Origin of the sequence: Roseivirga seohaensis subsp. aquiponti, assembly GCF_001267955.1 — a bacterium.
GTDB classification, from domain to species: Bacteria; Bacteroidota; Bacteroidia; order Cytophagales; family Cyclobacteriaceae; genus Roseivirga; species Roseivirga seohaensis.
The window spans coordinates 93,765-111,607 of the sequence record NZ_JSVA01000004.1 but is presented as its reverse complement, the minus strand read 5'-3'; the positions used below and the strand labels follow the sequence as shown (position 1 = coordinate 111,607).

Annotated in this window: 19 protein-coding genes; 4 read left to right on the top strand and 15 right to left on the bottom strand. The window is 38.9% G+C overall.

The annotated features are described in order from the left end of the window. Positions 1-92: 92 nt before the first annotated feature. A complete protein-coding gene (galE, locus tag OB69_RS02915) occupies positions 93-1,112 on the bottom strand; it encodes a UDP-glucose 4-epimerase GalE (protein WP_053222194.1) in 1,020 nt (339 codons plus the stop codon). Between the two features lie 73 nt (positions 1,113-1,185). Here galE and OB69_RS02910 point away from each other — a divergent pair, with 73 nt between their 5' ends. Next, positions 1,186-2,205 (top strand): phenylalanine--tRNA ligase subunit alpha, encoded by a 1,020-nt coding sequence (locus OB69_RS02910; RefSeq protein ID WP_053222193.1) that lies wholly within the window; start codon positions 1,186-1,188, stop codon positions 2,203-2,205. Further along, a complete protein-coding gene (locus OB69_RS02905; protein ID WP_316931870.1) occupies positions 2,202-3,065 on the top strand; it encodes a 3-hydroxyacyl-CoA dehydrogenase NAD-binding domain-containing protein in 864 nt (287 codons plus the stop codon). Before OB69_RS02910 ends, OB69_RS02905 begins: the two co-directional genes overlap by 4 nt. Here OB69_RS02905 and OB69_RS02900 read toward each other — a convergent pair. From OB69_RS02900 to aspS, 8 genes are all read right to left on the bottom strand, one after another. Continuing rightward, positions 3,062-4,027, bottom strand: a complete 966-nt coding sequence (locus OB69_RS02900) for an AAA family ATPase (RefSeq protein WP_053222192.1) — start codon at positions 4,025-4,027, stop codon at positions 3,062-3,064. The two genes, OB69_RS02905 and OB69_RS02900, sit on opposite strands and share 4 nt — an antisense overlap. 5 nt (positions 4,028-4,032) lie before the next feature. Beyond that, positions 4,033-5,376 carry a peptidylprolyl isomerase gene (locus OB69_RS02895; protein ID WP_071387087.1) on the bottom strand — a complete coding sequence of 448 codons (1,344 nt, stop codon included), beginning with the start codon at positions 5,374-5,376 and terminating at the stop codon, positions 4,033-4,035. Continuing rightward, positions 5,351-6,226 carry a peptidylprolyl isomerase gene (locus tag OB69_RS02890; protein WP_053222190.1) on the bottom strand — a complete coding sequence of 292 codons (876 nt, stop codon included), beginning with the start codon at positions 6,224-6,226 and terminating at the stop codon, positions 5,351-5,353. The genes OB69_RS02895 and OB69_RS02890 overlap by 26 nt, the downstream gene beginning before the upstream one ends. Further along, positions 6,213-8,129, bottom strand: coding sequence for a peptidylprolyl isomerase (locus OB69_RS02885; RefSeq protein WP_082338051.1), 1,917 nt, complete (start codon positions 8,127-8,129; stop codon positions 6,213-6,215). Before OB69_RS02885 ends, OB69_RS02890 begins: the two co-directional genes overlap by 14 nt. Positions 8,130-8,136: 7 nt before the next feature. Beyond that, the gene (locus OB69_RS02880) at positions 8,137-8,556 is read right to left on the bottom strand and encodes an ATP-binding protein (RefSeq protein WP_071387068.1); all 420 of its coding nucleotides are present in this window, start codon (positions 8,554-8,556) and stop codon (positions 8,137-8,139) included. After that, positions 8,546-8,890 (bottom strand): STAS domain-containing protein, encoded by a 345-nt coding sequence (locus OB69_RS02875; protein ID WP_053222188.1) that lies wholly within the window; start codon positions 8,888-8,890, stop codon positions 8,546-8,548. Before OB69_RS02875 ends, OB69_RS02880 begins: the two co-directional genes overlap by 11 nt. A gap of 17 nt (positions 8,891-8,907) precedes the next feature. Further along, a complete protein-coding gene (locus OB69_RS02870) occupies positions 8,908-10,950 on the bottom strand; it encodes a GAF domain-containing SpoIIE family protein phosphatase (protein WP_071426699.1) in 2,043 nt (680 codons plus the stop codon). Between the two features lie 105 nt (positions 10,951-11,055). After that, positions 11,056-12,801, bottom strand: coding sequence for an aspartate--tRNA ligase (aspS, locus tag OB69_RS02865; protein WP_053222186.1), 1,746 nt, complete (start codon positions 12,799-12,801; stop codon positions 11,056-11,058). A 154-nt stretch (positions 12,802-12,955) separates the two neighbouring features. Here aspS and OB69_RS02860 point away from each other — a divergent pair, with 154 nt between their 5' ends. Both OB69_RS02860 and OB69_RS02855 read left to right on the top strand, forming a co-directional pair. Beyond that, positions 12,956-13,405, top strand: coding sequence for a nucleoside deaminase (locus tag OB69_RS02860; RefSeq protein ID WP_245620770.1), 450 nt, complete (start codon positions 12,956-12,958; stop codon positions 13,403-13,405). 31 nt (positions 13,406-13,436) lie between these two features. Beyond that, positions 13,437-14,042, top strand: coding sequence for a superoxide dismutase (locus tag OB69_RS02855; protein ID WP_053222184.1), 606 nt, complete (start codon positions 13,437-13,439; stop codon positions 14,040-14,042). A 61-nt stretch (positions 14,043-14,103) separates the two neighbouring features. Here OB69_RS02855 and OB69_RS02850 read toward each other — a convergent pair whose 3' ends face one another. The 6 genes from OB69_RS02850 to OB69_RS02825 all read right to left on the bottom strand — a co-directional run bounded on the left by OB69_RS02850 (position 14,104) and on the right by OB69_RS02825 (position 17,776). After that, entirely contained in the window at positions 14,104-14,508 is a 405-nt protein-coding gene (locus tag OB69_RS02850) for a type II toxin-antitoxin system VapC family toxin (protein ID WP_053222183.1), read from the bottom strand. Then, positions 14,505-14,735, bottom strand: coding sequence for a hypothetical protein (locus OB69_RS02845; protein ID WP_053222182.1), 231 nt, complete (start codon positions 14,733-14,735; stop codon positions 14,505-14,507). The genes OB69_RS02850 and OB69_RS02845 overlap by 4 nt, the downstream gene beginning before the upstream one ends. A gap of 151 nt (positions 14,736-14,886) precedes the next feature. Beyond that, positions 14,887-16,122 carry a cysteine desulfurase-like protein gene (locus OB69_RS02840; protein WP_053222181.1) on the bottom strand — a complete coding sequence of 412 codons (1,236 nt, stop codon included), beginning with the start codon at positions 16,120-16,122 and terminating at the stop codon, positions 14,887-14,889. A gap of 85 nt (positions 16,123-16,207) precedes the next feature. Then, positions 16,208-16,633: a DoxX family protein gene (locus OB69_RS02835; protein WP_053222180.1), complete on the bottom strand. Its 426-nt coding sequence runs from the start codon at positions 16,631-16,633 to the stop codon at positions 16,208-16,210. A gap of 1 nt (position 16,634) precedes the next feature. Continuing rightward, positions 16,635-17,090 (bottom strand): carboxymuconolactone decarboxylase family protein, encoded by a 456-nt coding sequence (locus OB69_RS02830; protein ID WP_053222179.1) that lies wholly within the window; start codon positions 17,088-17,090, stop codon positions 16,635-16,637. A gap of 80 nt (positions 17,091-17,170) precedes the next feature. Beyond that, on the bottom strand, positions 17,171-17,776 hold the full coding sequence (locus OB69_RS02825) for a Crp/Fnr family transcriptional regulator (protein WP_053222178.1): 606 nt from the start codon (positions 17,774-17,776) through the stop codon (positions 17,171-17,173). Positions 17,777-17,843: the final 67 nt, after the last annotated feature.

The following is a 17,843-nucleotide window of genomic DNA, read 5'->3' as shown; positions in this document are numbered from 1 at the left end:
TCACAAAGGTTTGATAAATAAGGGTTGTATTCATTGAATTTAGTTGAACGTGCCAATCCATTAGGTAAGGGGTTTGATTTTAACGATAAATATCAAACATCTTGCTTTAGCGTTTTTTGCCAGTTCCAAGAATCCGTTAGCGAATCTTTTAACGACTTCTCAGTCTTCCAACCTAAGGTTTCAGAAGATTTAGTCACATCCGCGTAAATTTTTTCTATATCTCCACTTCTTCTTTCGCCTATTCTATAGTTTAACTTCACTCCAGATACTTCTTCGAAGGTATTCACAATTTCTAAAACTGTATTGCCTTTCCCTGTTCCAATATTAAAAATGTCGAAAGACAAATTAGCGTGTTTGGTTAGGTATTCTAAGCTTTTAACATGGGCTTTAGCTAAATCAACTACGTGGATATAATCTCTAACACATGAACCGTCTTCAGTATCGTAATCATCACCAAAAACGGTTAGTTGCTCTCTCCAGCCTGCTGCTGTTTGAGTAATAAAGGGAACCAAGTTATTAGGAATTCCTAATGGTAGCTCTCCTATTTCCGAGGAAGGATGTGCTCCTACAGGATTAAAATAGCGTAAGGCAATGGCTCTAAATGATTTGTCTGAAATAGAAGTGTCTTCAATAACCTCTTCACAAACCTGTTTAGTATTGCCATATGGTGACTCTGCCGTTTTCTTTGGGCTTTGTTCAGTTACAGGCAGTTGGTCGGGCTGGCCATAAACCGTACAAGATGAAGAGAAAATTAATTTTTCAACACCTTCTTCCTTCATTAATCGAATGAGGGTCATTAATGAACCCACATTATTTTCATAGTATTCTAAAGGCTTAGCTACAGACTCACCCACCGCTTTATATGCAGCGAAATGTATTACGCCAGAAATCTCGTGTGCTTTAAAAACTTGTCTAAATGCATCCTTATCATTACAGTCTATTTGATAAAAAGTAAAATCTTTGCCAGTGATATTCTTTAGCCCTGTTAAAACCGACTTTCTAGAATTAGATAAATTATCTACGATTATTGGGTTATAACCAGCATTATGGAGTTCAACCACCGTATGGGAACCTATATAACCAGCACCACCTGTAACAAGGATATTCTGCATATACACAAATTTAGAAGCTTAGAGGGATTAATTAATATCAAACCCTATTTTTGTACCGAAATACTAATGCAATATGTCGAATTCGATCGAAGAAATTAAGAAAGAGGTAGAAGCTTTTGTGGTAAGTTCTGAAGCGGAACTAGAAGCTTATAGAATGAGATTCATTAGCCGAAAAAGTGTTATTGGTGAGCTTTTCGGTAACATGAAGTCCGTTCCGGCTGAAGAAAGAAAGGCTTACGGACAAGATGTTAATGCTTTGAAGAACCTTGCTGAAGAACGCTTTCAGTTTCATATTGATAGTTTAAAATCTGGGTCGAAGAAGACGGAAGATCACCCAGACCTTACTTTACCACCAATTGAAAGTCAGTTTGGAACAATTCATCCATTAACCGCAACGCGCCAAAGGTTCATCGAAATTTTTGAAAGAATTGGTTTTAATGTTTCTTCTGGGCCTGAAATTGAAGATGACTGGCACAATTTTACTGCACTGAACTTTCCTGAAAATCACCCTGCCAGAGAAATGCAGGATACTTTCTTTTTAGAGAAAAACCCCGACATCGCTTTAAGAACACATACCTCTTCTGTTCAGATTAGAGTAATGGAAAATGAGAAGCCCCCTATCAGAACGCTTTCTCCAGGAAGGGTTTTTAGAAATGAGGCGATTTCTGCCAGAGCACATTGTGTATTTCACCAAATGGAAGGTTTATACATAGATAAAGGTGTTTCGTTTGCCGATTTAAAGCAAACGCTTTACCATTTCGCTAAGGAAATGTATACCAAAGATACTCAAGTACGATTTAGACCTTCTTATTTCCCTTTTACAGAACCAAGTGCAGAGATTGATATCTCTTGTCAGATATGTCATGGCGAAGGATGCAATATTTGTAAATACAGCGGTTGGGTAGAAATTGGTGGTGCCGGAATGGTAGACCCAAATGTGCTAGAAAACTGCGGTATTGACTCTTCTGTGTATTCTGGCTTTGCCTTTGGAATGGGAATAGAGCGTATTACCATGCTTCGGTACGGAATTAAAGATTTACGTTTGTTTACGGAAAATGACATTCGCTTTTTAAAGCAGTTCAATTCATTATGATGCAATTAGAGGATATTAAGAAAATAGGTGTAGTTGGGGCTGGAACTATGGGGCAGGGAATTGCTCAGATTTCTGCTTTGGCAGGCTACACTGTTGTGCTATACGATCTTCAGTCTTCAGCTTTAGACACTGCTAAAAATAATATTGGCAAAAATCTAGATAAGGGAATTGAGCGAGGTAAAGTTACTGCTGAAGAAAAAGATCAAGCACTTTCTAGTATTGCTTTTACTACCGATTTTGAATTACTAAAGGCCGATATTATTATTGAAGCCATAGTAGAGAGACTTGACGTAAAAAAGGAGCTGTTTGAAAAATTAGAAAATCAGAATTCTGACAAAACCATTTTAGCTTCAAACACTTCTTCCATTCCTATTACAAGAATAGCAAGAGATTTGAGGCACCCAGAGCGTTTTGTAGGAATGCACTTTTTTAATCCTGCCCATATCATGAAACTGGTTGAGGTAATTTCTGGGGTAGCAACTTCAGACGATACTTCAAAAGTAGTTTACGAATTGGCTAAAGTATTAGGTAAAGTGCCTGTTATGGCTAAAGATGCTCCTGGCTTTATTGTTAACCGAGTAGCGCGTAACTTCTATGTTGAAGGGTTAAAAGTACTGGAAGAAGGAGTTTCTGATGTGAAAGGAATCGATCGACTGGTAGAGGCTTCGGGTTTTAAAATGGGCCCTTTTAGACTGATGGATCTGATTGGTGTGGACACTAATTTTTCTGTAACCACCTCAATGTTCAATGCATTTCATCAAGACCCAAAATTCAGACCTTCTCGTATTCAAGAACAAAAGGTTGATGCTGGCCATCATGGCCGTAAATCAGGAAAAGGATTTTATGATTACTCGGCTTAGAGTAGCTCTTCGATCAATTTGTCGATAGTAATACCTTCGGCTTCTGCTTTAAAGTTTCTTACGATTCTATGGCGTAGGATTGGTTTAGCCACGGCTTTCACGTCTTCAATGTCAGGCGAATATTTATTATTTAGCAAGGCATTACATTTGGCAGCAATAATTAGGTTTTGCGAAGCTCTTGGCCCAGCACCCCACTCTACATATTCCTTAGTAATGGCTGGAGCTCTTTCTGAATCAAATCTGGTTTTGTGAACGAGATTTACCGCGTATTCAATTACGTTATCGGCAACAGGCACTCTACGTACCAAATGTTGGTAGGCTAGTACTTCTTCAGCACCCAGTACTTTATTCACTATTTTTTGCTCATCGGTAGTTGTTCCTTTTACGATGTCTACTTCTGATGCAAATGATGGGTATGACAATTGAATGTTGAATAAGAAACGATCTAGCTGAGCTTCTGGTAAAGGATAGGTTCCCTCTTGCTCAATAGGGTTTTGAGTAGCCAGAACGAAAAAAGGTTTTTGTAATGGAAACGTTTGTCCAGCCACTGTAACCGCATATTCTTGCATGGCCTCTAACAAAGCGGCCTGTGTTTTGGGAGGAGTTCTGTTGATCTCATCTGCCAAAATAATGTTGGCGAAGATTGGGCCTTGAATAAATTTGAAATTTCTGTCTTTGTCCAAAGTTTCAGCCCCCAAAATATCTGAAGGCATTAAGTCTGGAGTAAACTGAATTCGGTTGAATTTTAGGTCTAAAGCGGAAGAGATTGTGCTAATCAGTAAAGTTTTAGCCAAGCCAGGAACGCCTACCAAAAGGCTGTGGCCCTGACAAAAAATCGAAGTCAAAAGTAGGTTAACTACTTCATCTTGACCAATAATTACTTTTGAAATTTCCTTTTTAAGAATGTTGAAATCCTCAAAAAATTTATTTGCAAGGGCTACTTCCGACTTTACTTCTTCCATTCTTATTAGTTATTCGTTATGCCGCAACGGTTAAATTCAGGATCAACCATTACGTAAACTTCTTTCATTTTTTCTTTAATATACTCTCTTCTTTTTTGATCTTTCTTCATACCCAAAGTAGCTGCTCTTAACTTTTCGTAGTCATCAGTCATGTTGGCCCTATGTGGCCCTACTTTAGATTTGTAATATATGATTCTTACAGCTTTTGAGCCATCCAACATTTCAATGATTTCTGGCTTTGAAATATCACCTTCAGACATTTCATCAATGATAAAAAACATGGTTGGGTCTAAGTTCTCGGCTGAGATTTTATTGGTTCCAAACTGACCAGTCAAAAAACCACCATTTGCTTTTGTACCCTCATCATCTGAAAATTGTTTCGCAGCCGAGGCAAAAGTTATACTATCGGATAATATAAGGGTTCTAAGGCTATCTAATTCATTAGAAGTTCTTTGAATATCTTGCTCTGTTGGTTTAGGAGTAATTAAAATATGGCGTGAATTGTATTCGTTTCCACGCTTTTCTATGAGCTGAATGAGGTGAATTCCGAATTGGGAAACCACAGGCATAGAGATTTCGCCAGGCTTAAGCGCTAAGGCTCCCGCTTCGTAAGCAGGATCCATCTGGCCTCTTTTAGCAAGACCTAGATTTCCGCCATTGGGACCACTTGGGCCTTCAGAGTTTTCAATGGCTAAGATTTCAAAATTTTCTCCATTCATAGCCCTTTCCCTAATTTTCATCAACTGATCTTTTACCTTTTGTACTTCAGCTTCGTTTGGTACAGGTTTTTTAACAATTACACCAATTTCAAATTCGGTATTAAAAAGAGGTAAACTGTCTTTAGGAATATTATTGTAAAACTTACGGATTTCTGCCGGGGTAACCGTTACTGAACTTAAGATGAACTCTTCCTGAGCACTTACTTTTAATTGTTCTTCAACGTTGGGTCTTAATTCATCCATTAGTTGATCGATAGACTTTCCATAGGCTTCTTCAATAGCGCGTTCCGAACCCATTTGCTGAACTATGTTTTGCATTCTCATTTGGAGTTCATAATCTACCCTTCCTGCATCTACATCTACAGAATCTATCTCAGACATAGCAAGCATGAGTTTAGTTTCGATCATTTGCTCCAAAATTAAACAGCGGGCATCTCCTGTGAAGTTTGCAGCCTCGCCACTCGATAAAAATCCAGCGTAAGCCTGTTCTATTTCGCTTTTAAGAATAATGTGATTATCCACTTTGGCGATAATCTTATCTACTACTTCTTGCCCAAAAGTTATGTTGAGTGAAAGCACTGTAAACAGTATTGCTGCCAATCCTTTATTTATATATCTCGTAGTCCTCATTTTTTTTCGCTCTTTCATAAACTTTATTCTCCAGACTCTTGGCAATCTCTACCTTACGCTTGTTAATTATAATATTCTTGATGTCTTCCTTAACGTACTCCAATGGAGAAACCTGCTCAGACAGTTTGAATTCGTGAATTCTGAAAAGGTAAAGATATAGAGAATCTGATTCTTCAACGTATCGGTTTCTTCTTAGAAATTGAATCTTATTTTCAATAGTGGAAAAAGGTGAGTTTTTAGTCAAATCATCAAAGTTAATCCACGTAGAATCTTGTAGAGAAAAGTCGCTTGCAAATTGAAATCCATAAGATTTAAGCGACTCTAAGTCCTCTGGTCTATCGGATTTCATCCACCTTCTTACGTCTGCTTTCTTTTGTGCGGCCTGCAATATTTTTAAATATCGGCCTCTTAAAATATTTTGCCTAAGCTGAAAATTATCAATATTGTCGCTGTAGTATTGCTTAATTTCTTCTTCGCTTACTTCTCGATTGAGCTGTTGCTCTACCATTAATTTTTGGTACTCATAAGAAATGAGCGTATAGCGGTAAGCTTCTACTTTTCTTTGAATTTCAGTCTGATCAATTTTGCTATTGCTGGATGCTTCTCTAACAAACAATTCCTTCTTTATCCAAGTATCAATAAATCGCTCAGTGATTCTAGCACTGTCTTCTTCAGACATACTGGGGTCGGTTAAATCACTAATGTCTGTTTTATATAAAAAGGTATTGCCCACCCTTGCCACAAGGTTTTCGGTGTTGTCCATTTTGCTTTCAGATTCCATACCAAGAAACTCGCATGAGCTAACGGCAAGTAAAATGATAAGCAATATGTAGTATTTACCTTTTTTCATCAGAAGCAATTTGCTTCAATAGTTTTGTGTCAATTTCAATCCTATTGGCCTTTCTTAAAGATTTCACCCATTCTTTTTCTAACCAATCCTGATAGTCGGCCATAACAAGGCCTTTTATTTCTTCTAAACGATATAAACCTTTAGGGATTATTTCTTCAATGGCGTAAACTCGCTTTTCAGAAAGCTGACTGAAAAGAACATGTTCTTTCCAGTTTTGTGCGAAATTAGGTAAATCCTCTCGTTGATATGTTCTTTTAGCAATTTTTAACGCACTAAATACTTCAGGCTCAAGCTGAGCTTTAAGTGCGTTTTCAAACGGAGTACTCTGATCCCATTTGAAAGTATCAACCACCTTTTCAAGACTTTCTGAATTGGCTGACTCAATAACCCAAACCGAAGCCCTTTCTGGAGCAACATAGTTTTTTTGGTTTGAGTTGAAGTAGGAGTTAAGGCCGATGCTATCTTCTACAGCTTTATTCCAAACCTCTTTTTCCATGATTTCGAAAAGCATTAAACCTTCTTTATACTCGTTGAGTAAAAATCCGTATTCTGGATATTTTTCTGGAGCGAGGCTGTCTTCGTAAAGAATGATTTGCTCGCGTTCAAACAACTTATAGCGGTTCCAAAGTGTGGTAACGGTAATTTGGTTTGCATTGCCCAACGATCTAAAGAATTCAGAATACAGGATTTCTTTATTGCCGATTTTAAAAACAGTTTGATTGTTGAGGCTGGCTAAATCTAAATTAGGTAAACCAACAGCAGCAATTTGGGCTATGGTATTTTGGAGTTTAGGTAAGTCTTGTTCAAACCCATTTTCGTTTTTGAGTTTATTGACCAATACCTCTGGTGATAATTGATTTCTACCCGAACGTCTTATATTTTCAGAAATTTTCGTTCTCATTTCTTCCAATGAAGGCATTTCTTCTACGGCATCAAGGCGGATAATGTGCCAGCCATATGATGCCTCTAAAGGCGGAGCAATATCGCCAGGGGTTTCAATGCTGTAAGCAACTTTTAAAAATTCATCTGGTAATTCTCCAGTTCCCGCATAAGGTAGAGAACCTCCATTGAGCCGCGTTTGGCTATCATCTGTGTATTGTTTGCAAAGCGCTTTCCAGTCGCCTCCGTTTTGAATAGAATCGTAAATCGTTTTAATCAATTGGTTTCCACTTTCTCTTGAGCGGCCATTTTTAGTCAGAAAAATGTGTGAAGTTTTTACCCTGCCTTTGGCTAACCTCTTGTCGTTTACTTTAATGATATGATAACCGAACTGCGAACGGATAATTTTCGAAATACCACCTACGGGCGTTTCATAAGCCCCATTTTCAAAAGGGTAAACCATAGACATGGCAGTAAACCAGCCTAGGCTTCCACCATTTTTGGCCGATCCATCTTGTGAGTTGGTTTTAGCCAAGAGCGCAAAATCAGCTCCGTTTAGGGCTAAACTTCTTAGGCTGTCTGTTTTCTGAAAAGCAGCCAAGGTATCCATAGGGTTGGATTCGTTGGCTATTCTGATAAGGATATGTGAAGCATTAACCTCATATTTTAGCCTATCATACACTTCTAAAATAAGCCCTTCTTCAGATACCGGGTTTTGTAAATAAGGCTTTTGAATTTGGGCGATATATCCATTGTATTCATTCTGAAATGTTTCTGAATTACCAATACCAGCTTTTTTAGCCGCCAATACTTTCAGCTTAAAGTCAATATATTGGTTTAAATACTTTTCAAGCGAATCGTAAACTAAAGGTGTATTTGCCTTATGGTTTTTATTAAATGCATAAAGAAATTCGGCTTTAGAAATAGAAACACCATTGAGCTTAGCTATGCTTTGGCTTTCTTGAAAAGCCATAATTGGGGCAAAGGAATAGAAACAGAAAGTGAATATTGCTAGAAAACGCATGACAGGGTTACTTTTCGAAAGTCACATTTTTGAACAAGCGCAAGGTGTTTTGATTCGGGCTTGAATCAAATTCTATTTTGTCCATGATTTTCTTCACCAACATAATGCCTACACCTCCCTTTTGTTTGGTACGGATTAAATCGCCCAAAATAGGTTCGTTGTATTTTATAATGTCGAAGGCAGCACCTTTGTCGATAATATCAAACCAAACACCTTCTTTATTAAAGCTGATGGAAATTTTGACGTAATCCTCAAGGTCTGAACATTGGCCATGGATAATAATGTTTGCACATACCTCATCCACTGCCAACACCATCATATTGGTTTCAATATCAGGCACAGAATGCTCATGTAACACTTTGGTTACAAATTTCCGCATTAACCTGAGTTTGTTTTTGCTGTAAGGTATGTTAAAACTATAAGCCATTTATTTCCGCTAAAGCTTCTTCTTTTGTTTTTCTAATTATAAGCAATTGGTCTAAGCCGAGTATGCCAAAAACTTTGAGCACTTTTTCGGATAGGCCGTAAATAATAAAGGTGGTATTGGTTTGATTAATTTCTTCGATGTAGGACATGAATACGCCCAGCCCAGCAGAAGAAATATAGTTAAGGTTAGTGCAATCTACTATGATATTACTATGGCTTTCGTCAAAAGCCGAGCGAAGCCCCTTGTCCAACTTTATGGAAGAACTGGCATCTGCATCTCCTGTTACGGTAATGGAGATATAATTGTTTTCATTGGTCTGTACAATTTCTAACATAAGCTTTTATACGTTCTTTATTTGAACTTGATCACCACCATAGTGTAGTCATCATTTAAATTTTTATCCTCGCAAAACTCAAAGAGCTTTTTAATAAATGTTTTTTGAATTGAAACCGCATCGTATTTGGCATTTTCGGTCAATATTTTTTTCATCCTCTCGTATCCAAATTCCTCTCCAGAATGATTGGAAGCTTCAGAAATGCCATCGGTGTATAATACTATGATGTCATCTTTTTGGAAAGTCATTCTATTAACGAATACATAGTTTTTAAAACTGTCGTTACGTAAAATTCCCAACCCTAAACCCTTATTTTCAAGAAATTCGGCACTTGCGTTTTGGCTAGAATAGAAGAGCGTTGGGCAATGGCCAGCCCTAGAATATTCAACCGATCTACGCTCGGTATCAATCACAAAATAGGAAAGTGTGATGAATGAGGTTTTCTCTAAACAGCCACTCAAGGCTTTGTTGGCCTTTACCAAAAACTCATCGGGGGCAAGATCTAACTGAACCAAGCTTTGAAAAATGCCCTTCATTTGCGACATGTGGAAAGCGGCTGAGGTTCCTTTTCCAGAAACATCTCCAATAACCACAACAAACTTATGATCGCTCAGCTTAAAGGTATCATAATAATCACCCCCAACTTCATCTGGAGCCTGAGTATAAGCATGAATCTGGAAACAAGAATCGTGATCTAAGTTCTCGGGCAAAAGTGCTCGCTGTACTTTTTTGGCAATGTTGAGCTCTTTTTTATATCGTTCGTTTTCTAACGCTTCGCCCAAAAGGCGGAAGTTTTCAATAGAAATGCTCGCTTGGCTGGCAAAAGTATTGATGATGTTAATCATCTCTTTGTTAAAGCCATCGCTAAGTTCGTTAAGCAAATACATGTGGCCTGCCACTTTTTCTTGAATTACTAAAGGAACAATAAGAACTGACCTGAAATTGGATTTCTTGAAAACAACTAAAGTTTGGTCTTGCTCTGTGGCCTTTGAAAGCGGGTTTTTAAGTACCGATTTTTGCTTACTTGTTTTGATTTGTTCTATTACCTCCAGTCGGTTTGTAGGGCTCAGATTTTTTCTTCTGACTTCTAACTCTTCAGTTTCTTGCTTGTTCCGATTGATTTCTAACCATCCTGCATCAGCGTATACCGCACTCATTGAGCTGGTTAATAGAATATCGAAAATTTGGTTTTCGTTCTCTCCTTGTTGAATAGATTGGCTTAAGCGCTGGAAGTTAATGGCCTCCTCCATTTTCTTCTCAAAAACAGATGAGGTAGGAAGGTTGAAAAGAATTACGAGAAGTGAGAAAATGCTATAAAAAAGCAAGAACACAAACAACGAAATAACAAAGAGGTTATCAATGGATTTTAGATTATCCATTGTGTCCTCACCGGGCACATAAATTGAGGTAAAGAAATAGCCAAGGTAAATCGTAATCAGTAAAATGAGCAAAATGCTTTTCCACTTTTGCTTAAAATTTAGGTAAGCTACCCACTTTAAGTTGGCCGATAGAATAAGGGCCATTAGCGTAATTATTCCGAATAGAACTTTGAACAAATCACTGGTTTGAAGTTCTGCACCTGTGAGGTCGAAAAATATGGAAAGCAACACGATTCCTTCGAACACATTCCACCATAACACCAATCTTTTAGATTTTTGGTAGAGAATAAGCTTTTTCCATACAGTAAAAGTGGAAATTAGAAAAACAGAAACCATCCCAAACCTGAGGCTAAAAAGTACCTCCTCTAAGAATGGGTTTTTGGAAAGTGCAGAATCGGCAATAGAGCTGTTGAATAGTCCAATAGCAACGGAAACCAATGTGGCTACCAAGCCTATAGCAAACACTCGCCAGAGGTAATCTATAAAGTCTGTGCTTTCTAATCTTGTGATTCTAAGGCGGTAATACAGCACCAGGAAAACAAAAAAGAAGTCCATAATAAGGACAGGGACGACAGGGGAAATACCTAAATCGACATCGCTTCTGAAGGCCAAAACCTGCAAAACATCCAACAGCGTCATGATTAGCCAGAGTAGCAGGGCTACCACTAGGCTAATACGCATGTAGAATTTTTTTGTAAGCTTGGTTTTCATCAGTTTTTAGACGCGCCCGAATTTACGAATTTAACGCTACGGCCAAATCTTAAAACTAAACTTTAAGTAAACGGCTTATCTCAGGTTTATACCTAACTCTTTGAGTTGTGCTTCATCAATAGTAGAAGGCGAATCAATCATTACATCTCTGCCCGAAGTGTTTTTAGGGAAGGCAATGTAATCTCTGATGCTGTCTGAACCACCAAACATGGCGCACAGTCGATCGAAACCAAAGGCAATCCCACCGTGTGGAGGTGCACCATATTCGAAAGCGTCCATTAAAAAGCCGAACTGGGCTTTGGCTTCTTCCTCAGTAAAACCTAAGTGTTTAAACATCAGCTGCTGCGTTGCTCTGTCGTGAATTCTGATTGAACCACCACCAATTTCAACACCGTTAATGACTAAATCGTAAGCATTGGCCCTTACTTTTCCGGGGTCGGTATCGAGCAAAGCCATGTCTTCCGCTTTTGGCGAAGTGAATGGGTGGTGCATGGCGTGGAAGCGCTCGGTTTCTTCATCCCATTCCAATAGAGGGAAATCGATTACCCAAAGTGGCTGAAAAGTATTTTTATCGCGTAAGCCCAATTCTTTACCCATGTGCAAACGCAATTCGCTCATTTGTTTACGGGTTTCGTTTGCGGTTCCGCTAAGTACTAAAATTAAGTCGCCAGCTTTTGCTCCAGCTTTATCTGCCCAAGCCTTTAAGTCTTCTTCAGAATAAAATTTATCTACTGAAGATTTGAAAGTGCCATCGGCATTGCATTTTACATACACCAATCCCTTGGCACCAATTTGTGGTCTTTTCACGAAATCAGTCAGGGCGTCTAACTGCTTGCGGGTGTATTCGGCACAACCTTCGGCACAAATTCCAACCACCAATTCTGCCTGATCGAAAATGCTAAAACCTTTGTTTTGTGCTAGCTCGTTCAGTTCAACAAACTCCATCCCAAAACGGATGTCGGGTTTGTCGTTGCCGTATTTGCGCATGGCATCGGCATAAGTCATGTGAGGGAAGTCGCCCAATTCTACACCTCTTACGGCAGAGAACATATGGCGGGTCATGCCTTCGAATGTATTCAGAATGTCTTCTTGATTTACGAAAGACATTTCGCAGTCTATTTGAGTAAACTCAGGCTGACGATCGGCCCTAAGGTCTTCATCTCTAAAGCATTTTACGATTTGGAAATACCTGTCGAAACCAGAAACCATCAGCAATTGCTTAAAGGTTTGTGGCGATTGAGGCAGCGCATAAAATTCGCCTTGATTCATTCTAGAAGGCACCACAAAATCACGGGCTCCTTCTGGCGTAGACTTGATCAAAACAGGCGTTTCAACCTCAATAAAGTCTTGTTCGGCTAAGTAATTACGAACAGCCATGGCCAGTTTAGAACGCAATTGCAGTTTGCTGCGCACTTCGTTTCTTCGTAAATCCAAATAGCGGTATTTCATTCTGAGTTCTTCACCTCCATCGGTGTCGTCTTCAATAATGAAAGGAGGAACCTTTGAGCCATTCAAAATTTCTAGGCTTTCTACTTTAATTTCGATGCCTCCTGTAGGAATGTTATCGTTTTTAGAATAGCGTTCCACCACGGTTCCTGTTGCTTTCACAACGAATTCGCGCCCTAGTTTTCTGGCTGTTTCCAACACTTCGGCAGGTGTACTTCCTTCTTCAAAAGAAAGCTGAGTAATTCCGTATCGGTCTCTTAAGTCGGTCCACATAAGGCCGCCTTTATCGCGCGACCGCTGTACCCAACCACAAAGTGTAACTTGCTCGTTGCAATTGCTTTCTCTTAATTCGCCACAGGTATGCGTTCTTAACATGGTATGCTTTCGTAAAATTGAGCCGCAAATTTAGTAATTGTTTTAGCAAATGGGGCTAATATTAGGCTTCAATCGAAAGAGACTTTTAATCTTTGCTTATTCTAAAAAGATTTTCGCTTTCAATGGCCTGTTGGGTAAATAAAACGTTTGAACTTTGGAACTATCAGTACATAAAGACGAGTTTTTCATGGGTGAGGCTTTAAAGCAAGCCCAAATGGCTTTCGACAGGGGAGAAGTACCTGTTGGGGCGGTGGTAGTCGCTGAAAAACGAATTATTGCCCGAGCGTATAATCAAACGGAGCAGCTGAATGATGTTACTGCCCATGCAGAAATGCTGGCACTTACTTCGGCCTTTAATTATTTGGGGGCAAAATACTTAAAAGAGTGTACTTTGTATGTTACGTTAGAGCCTTGCGTCATGTGTGCTGGAGCTCAATATTGGGCGCAACTTGGCAAATTGGTATACGGAGCCAAGGATATTCGAAGAGGATACAGTATTCATGACAGAAACTTGCTACATCCTAAAACAGAAGTGGTAGGTGGCTTGTTAGCTTTAGAGAGCGAAGCGCTTATGAAATCGTTTTTCGCTAAATTGAGACCATAAATTTTTGTTCAACATATAATCATAAATAAACATGGCATTTAAACTTCCAGATTTACCATATGCATTTGACGCGCTTGAACCGCACGTAGATGCAAGAACGATGGAAATTCATCACGATAAACATCATGCAGGTTATACTAACAACCTGAATGCAGCAATTGAAGGTACTGAAATGGAGGGCAAAAGTATTGAAGAGCTTTTGGCCAATCATATGGACAATGCAGCAGTAAGAAATAACGGTGGTGGTTATTATAACCACGATCTTTTTTGGAAAGTAATGTCTCCAAATGGTGGAGGTAAGCCTTCTGGCGATTTAGCCGCAGCAATCGATTCAGCTTTTGGTTCTTTCGATGGCTTTAAAGATGCTTTCTCAAAAGCAGCAGCGACAAGATTTGGTTCTGGTTGGGCTTGGCTTTGTGTTCACCCAGGAGGCAAAGTAGAAGTTTGCTCTTCTCCTAACCAAGACAACCCAATGATGCCAAATGTAGGCTGTGGTGGAAAACCAATTTTAGGGCTTGATGTTTGGGAGCACGCTTATTACTTGAACTACCAAAACAGAAGACCTGATTATATTAGTGCTTTCTTTAACGTAATTAACTGGGACGAAGTAACCAGAAGATACAACGAAGGAAAGTAAGATTCTAAAATCTTGATGAATTCAAAACCACCTCTGCAAAGGGGTGGTTTTTTTGATTTGGCTAAAGTCTCCAATTTTCAATATTCAGGCCATTTATTGGAGCATAGTGTTTTTCATTATTTGTCACTAATGTAAGATCATTTTCGATTGCAATTCCAGCAATGAGGAGGTCGGATGTTCCAATAGTAATACCTGACTGCCTAAGTTCAGCATATTTACCTCCAGAAATTCTGGCAGACTCCTCTGATAAATGAATAATTGTATTATTGCTTACAAATTCTTCGAAATCATTGAGTTGCTTCTGAGCATTTTTGAATTTAAGACCTCCAATAATTTCAAAATAGGTAATGATTGATACGTTGATTTGATCGTATTCTTTTAGGTGCTCAGTGAACTCCCGAAAAACATTAGGCTCACCTCGAAAATAAAAGGATAGTATATCAGTATCGACTAAACACTCTGTCATAAAATTTGACGGTCGTTACTCCTCCTGGCATGAAGGTCTTCTGTAAGGTCAGAAAATAGGTCTTCACTTAAATCACTCCAAGAGCCAGCTAGCTTTAGGGTTTCTTCTTTTGATTTGAATTTACTTTCAATTTTATTCAACTCTTTACTTAACTCGGTAAGTTTATCCGTGGAAAGCATCTGAATTTTTCTAATCAGACTGTTTCTTAATTTGTTTCTGATTTTCATAAGTTAAAAATAAGAAGAATTCGAAAGTTTATGTAATTCTGCGATTTATTCATTTCAAGGCTACAATCTGTTTGAAGGTCATTTTCAAAGTAAAAGGAGTCGAATTCGACACCTTAAAACCCTATTAATTTGATTTAATGGCAATCAGTTGTTACAAAACCTTACCCAAAACCCCAATCAATCTATCCACTTCTTCCATTGTATTGTAATGCACAAAACTGACGCGTACTGGGCCGCCTTTGGCTTCTAAGCTGAGGGATTGCACCAATTTTTTGGCATAGAAATCACCGAATCGAATACCGATACTGTGCGGGTCAACTTGCTTAACAATGGCTTCGCTCTTTAAAGTATCATGATGAAAGGCAATGGTGGACACTCTTCTTTTCTGATCCCCATTTTGCACACCAAGGATGGTGACCGCGTCTTTAGTCTTTAGGAAATCAATAAAACGATTGGCCAGCGCTTCTTCATGGGCGGCAAACAAATCGAAGCTTTTCTGAAATTTCAATTGGTCATCTGTCTTGGTGTCATTTGGATAATGATGGTCGTGAACATCTCTCAAATATTCCGTAAGCCCAGCCATGCTGTAGGTCAGTTCAAAATTCTTATTGCCAGGCTGAAGTTTGTAGGGTACTTCTTTAATAAAGTAGTGGTTAATTCCTGCCATAGCCTCCAGAATTTCTAGTTTTCCATACATCAAAGCGCAATGGGGTCCATACACTTTATAGCAACTGAATACATAAAAATCGACATCCAAAGCCTGCACATCTACCAAACGATGAGGGGCCAGGGCAACGCCATCCACACAGAATAAGGCACCTGCTTGATGCACCACTTTGGCTACTTCGGCAATTGGATTAATAGTGCCTAAAATATTGGAGGCATGCACCATGGTCACCAGTTTCGTTTTGGCAGAAAGCAATTGCTTTAAGTCTTCAATTTCAAATTCTAGGCTATCAGGATTTACCTCCCAAATTTTCACTACAATACCTTTTTCTTGTAAATCCATCCAAGGAGAACAGTTAGATTCATGTTCGGAATTGGTGGTGATTACCTCGTCTCCAGCTTTCCATGCTTTTGAAAGCGTTAGGCTCAAAAGCCTGAACATCATGGTGGAGGAATGCCCCATCACGATTTCTTTTGGGTCTTTGGCATTCACAAGCTTGGCCATTTCTTGAGTAGCAAAGGCCACTTTCTCTCCCGCTAGGCGCGAAATTTCATAAGAAGCTCCGTGCTGTACATCGTAGTTCAGCAGGTATTCAGAAATTCTTTCCACAACAGGTTTTAGGGTTTGAGAACCACCTGCGTTATCCATATAGACAAAACCACTGCTAAGTGCAGGGAAGTAACTTCTAACAAAATCGAGATCGAGTTGAGGATTGTTCATAGACTGGCAATTAAATCGATAATATAAGAAAGGGTAGCGATCTCTGCTACCCTTTGTTTTTAAATGGCGAACAAGTTGAAACCTTTTACTTTTTCTCAGTTAATTGATCTATTTCTAGAAAGGGTTTTTTGATTAAAGAAAGCCCAAATGCAGCAGCAGCGGCTGAAAACACTGAATAGTCAAGCGGGGCTTTTAGGCCAAACGAAAAGACCATGGATAACCCAAAAACCAGAAGCAGAGCACCACTCAATTGAGCAGTAAGCTTGGTTTTAAAACCTAGGATAAGAAATATTGCAAATATGACTTCTAGAATAGTGGCGCTCCAACCCATAAAGGGCACTAAACTTTCGGGTGCCCATGGAACCATACTTTCTGTATAAGCCAAAAAAGCCTCCATATTTCCCCAAGTTGAAATTTCTGCAGGCCAAAACCCAAACCTGTCGGCTACTGCGGAAAGGAATGCCATGCTTAAGGCTAGCCTCAAGAATACTTTTATCCAGTGTGCTTTCATACTATTTTTGGTTTACTCGGTGTTTTCCAGGTTCAAACCTAAAAGCATCCATCAGTCTATTCCATGTATTGATCTGAGCAATGGCTAAGGTAAGGTTAGCAATCTCTTTTCTGGAGAAAAATTTTCCCAAGTTTTCAATATCCTCATCACTTACTTCATTCTGACTCAGCAGTGTTAGTTTTTCCGCATAGCTTAATACCGCCCTTTCTTTATTAGAATAATATGGAGCTTCTCTCCATGCCGAAATTGAATAGAGCTTGAGTTCTGTTTCGCCAGCGGCAATAGCTTCTTTGTAATGCATATCCAAACAGTATACACAATGGTTAATTTGAGAAATTCTGAACCTCATTAACTCTAGGAGTCCATGGTCTAAGCCACAATTGCTTAAGTAAGTTTCTACGCCCATGGCTGCTGCATACAAACCATTGGGTAATTCTGAATGTGAAAATCGTTGCATAATTTCTAGCGTTTTGTGATAACACAAATCTCGCAACGGTGAGCTGGCTAATACTTAAACCAGTTTAAGAAAATAGATTTTCACTCTCCCTTCTTCTTTTTCTTAGCTTTAATCATGCTGAAAAACTCAGGAGTGAAGCCCAAATAGGAAGCCAGCATTTTTTGAGGTACTCGTTGAGCAAAAGGCCCAGTGGCATTATTAAAATTGTCGAGCATTTCTTCCCTACTCAGGTTGAAGATCAATTGTAAGCGATTAAGAGATGCAATCAATGTTTTTTCGGCTATAATCCTAAATAACCTTTCTACTTTTGGCACTTTTAGACAGAGTGCTTCCATTTTGGCTTTATCTAGTTTTAGAAGCTCGGCATTTTCTAATGCTTGAATATAATGTTGGGAAGGCTTTTCGTTCACAAAACTATCGTGCTCAGTAATCCACCAGTTTTCAATGGCAAAAAGAAGGGTTTGTTCAATGCCCTTTTCATTAAAATAGAAGGTTCTTAAACAGCCACTAAGAATAAAATATTGAGCGCGACAAACTTGATCGGGCTCCAATAGAAACTTCTTTTTCTTAATCTCGATCTTTTCTAAATGATCTAGGAATATTTCGAACTCATTTTCATCGAAAACTACATAGCGGTTAAGGTAGTTTTTGAGGGCTTCTTTTTCTGCTTCTGAAATGGAGTTCATGCCAACAAATTAAACAGAGTTTGGGTCGAAAAAAACAAAAAAAGGGATGCTTTTGGCACCCCTTTCT

Excerpts from the sequence above, each read along its gene's own strand:
- galE (WP_053222194.1), bottom strand. The coding sequence starts at position 1,112 with ATGCAGAATATCCTTGTTACAGGTGGTGCTGGTTATATAGGTTCCCAT.
- OB69_RS02910 (WP_053222193.1), top strand. The coding sequence starts at position 1,186 with ATGTCGAATTCGATCGAAGAAATTAAGAAAGAGGTAGAAGCTTTTGTG.
- OB69_RS02905 (WP_316931870.1), top strand. The coding sequence starts at position 2,202 with ATGATGCAATTAGAGGATATTAAGAAAATAGGTGTAGTTGGGGCTGGA.
- OB69_RS02900 (WP_053222192.1), bottom strand. The coding sequence starts at position 4,027 with ATGGAAGAAGTAAAGTCGGAAGTAGCCCTTGCAAATAAATTTTTTGAG.
- OB69_RS02895 (WP_071387087.1), bottom strand. The coding sequence starts at position 5,376 with ATGAGGACTACGAGATATATAAATAAAGGATTGGCAGCAATACTGTTT.
- OB69_RS02890 (WP_053222190.1), bottom strand. The coding sequence starts at position 6,226 with ATGAAAAAAGGTAAATACTACATATTGCTTATCATTTTACTTGCCGTT.
- OB69_RS02885 (WP_082338051.1), bottom strand. The coding sequence starts at position 8,129 with ATGCGTTTTCTAGCAATATTCACTTTCTGTTTCTATTCCTTTGCCCCA.
- OB69_RS02880 (WP_071387068.1), bottom strand. The coding sequence starts at position 8,556 with ATGGCTTATAGTTTTAACATACCTTACAGCAAAAACAAACTCAGGTTA.
- OB69_RS02875 (WP_053222188.1), bottom strand. The coding sequence starts at position 8,890 with ATGTTAGAAATTGTACAGACCAATGAAAACAATTATATCTCCATTACC.
- OB69_RS02870 (WP_071426699.1), bottom strand. The coding sequence starts at position 10,950 with ATGCGTATTAGCCTAGTGGTAGCCCTGCTACTCTGGCTAATCATGACG.
- aspS (WP_053222186.1), bottom strand. The coding sequence starts at position 12,801 with ATGTTAAGAACGCATACCTGTGGCGAATTAAGAGAAAGCAATTGCAAC.
- OB69_RS02855 (WP_053222184.1), top strand. The coding sequence starts at position 13,437 with ATGGCATTTAAACTTCCAGATTTACCATATGCATTTGACGCGCTTGAA.
- OB69_RS02850 (WP_053222183.1), bottom strand. The coding sequence starts at position 14,508 with ATGACAGAGTGTTTAGTCGATACTGATATACTATCCTTTTATTTTCGA.
- OB69_RS02845 (WP_053222182.1), bottom strand. The coding sequence starts at position 14,735 with ATGAAAATCAGAAACAAATTAAGAAACAGTCTGATTAGAAAAATTCAG.
- OB69_RS02840 (WP_053222181.1), bottom strand. The coding sequence starts at position 16,122 with ATGAACAATCCTCAACTCGATCTCGATTTTGTTAGAAGTTACTTCCCT.
- OB69_RS02835 (WP_053222180.1), bottom strand. The coding sequence starts at position 16,633 with ATGAAAGCACACTGGATAAAAGTATTCTTGAGGCTAGCCTTAAGCATG.
- OB69_RS02830 (WP_053222179.1), bottom strand. The coding sequence starts at position 17,090 with ATGCAACGATTTTCACATTCAGAATTACCCAATGGTTTGTATGCAGCA.
- OB69_RS02825 (WP_053222178.1), bottom strand. The coding sequence starts at position 17,776 with ATGAACTCCATTTCAGAAGCAGAAAAAGAAGCCCTCAAAAACTACCTT.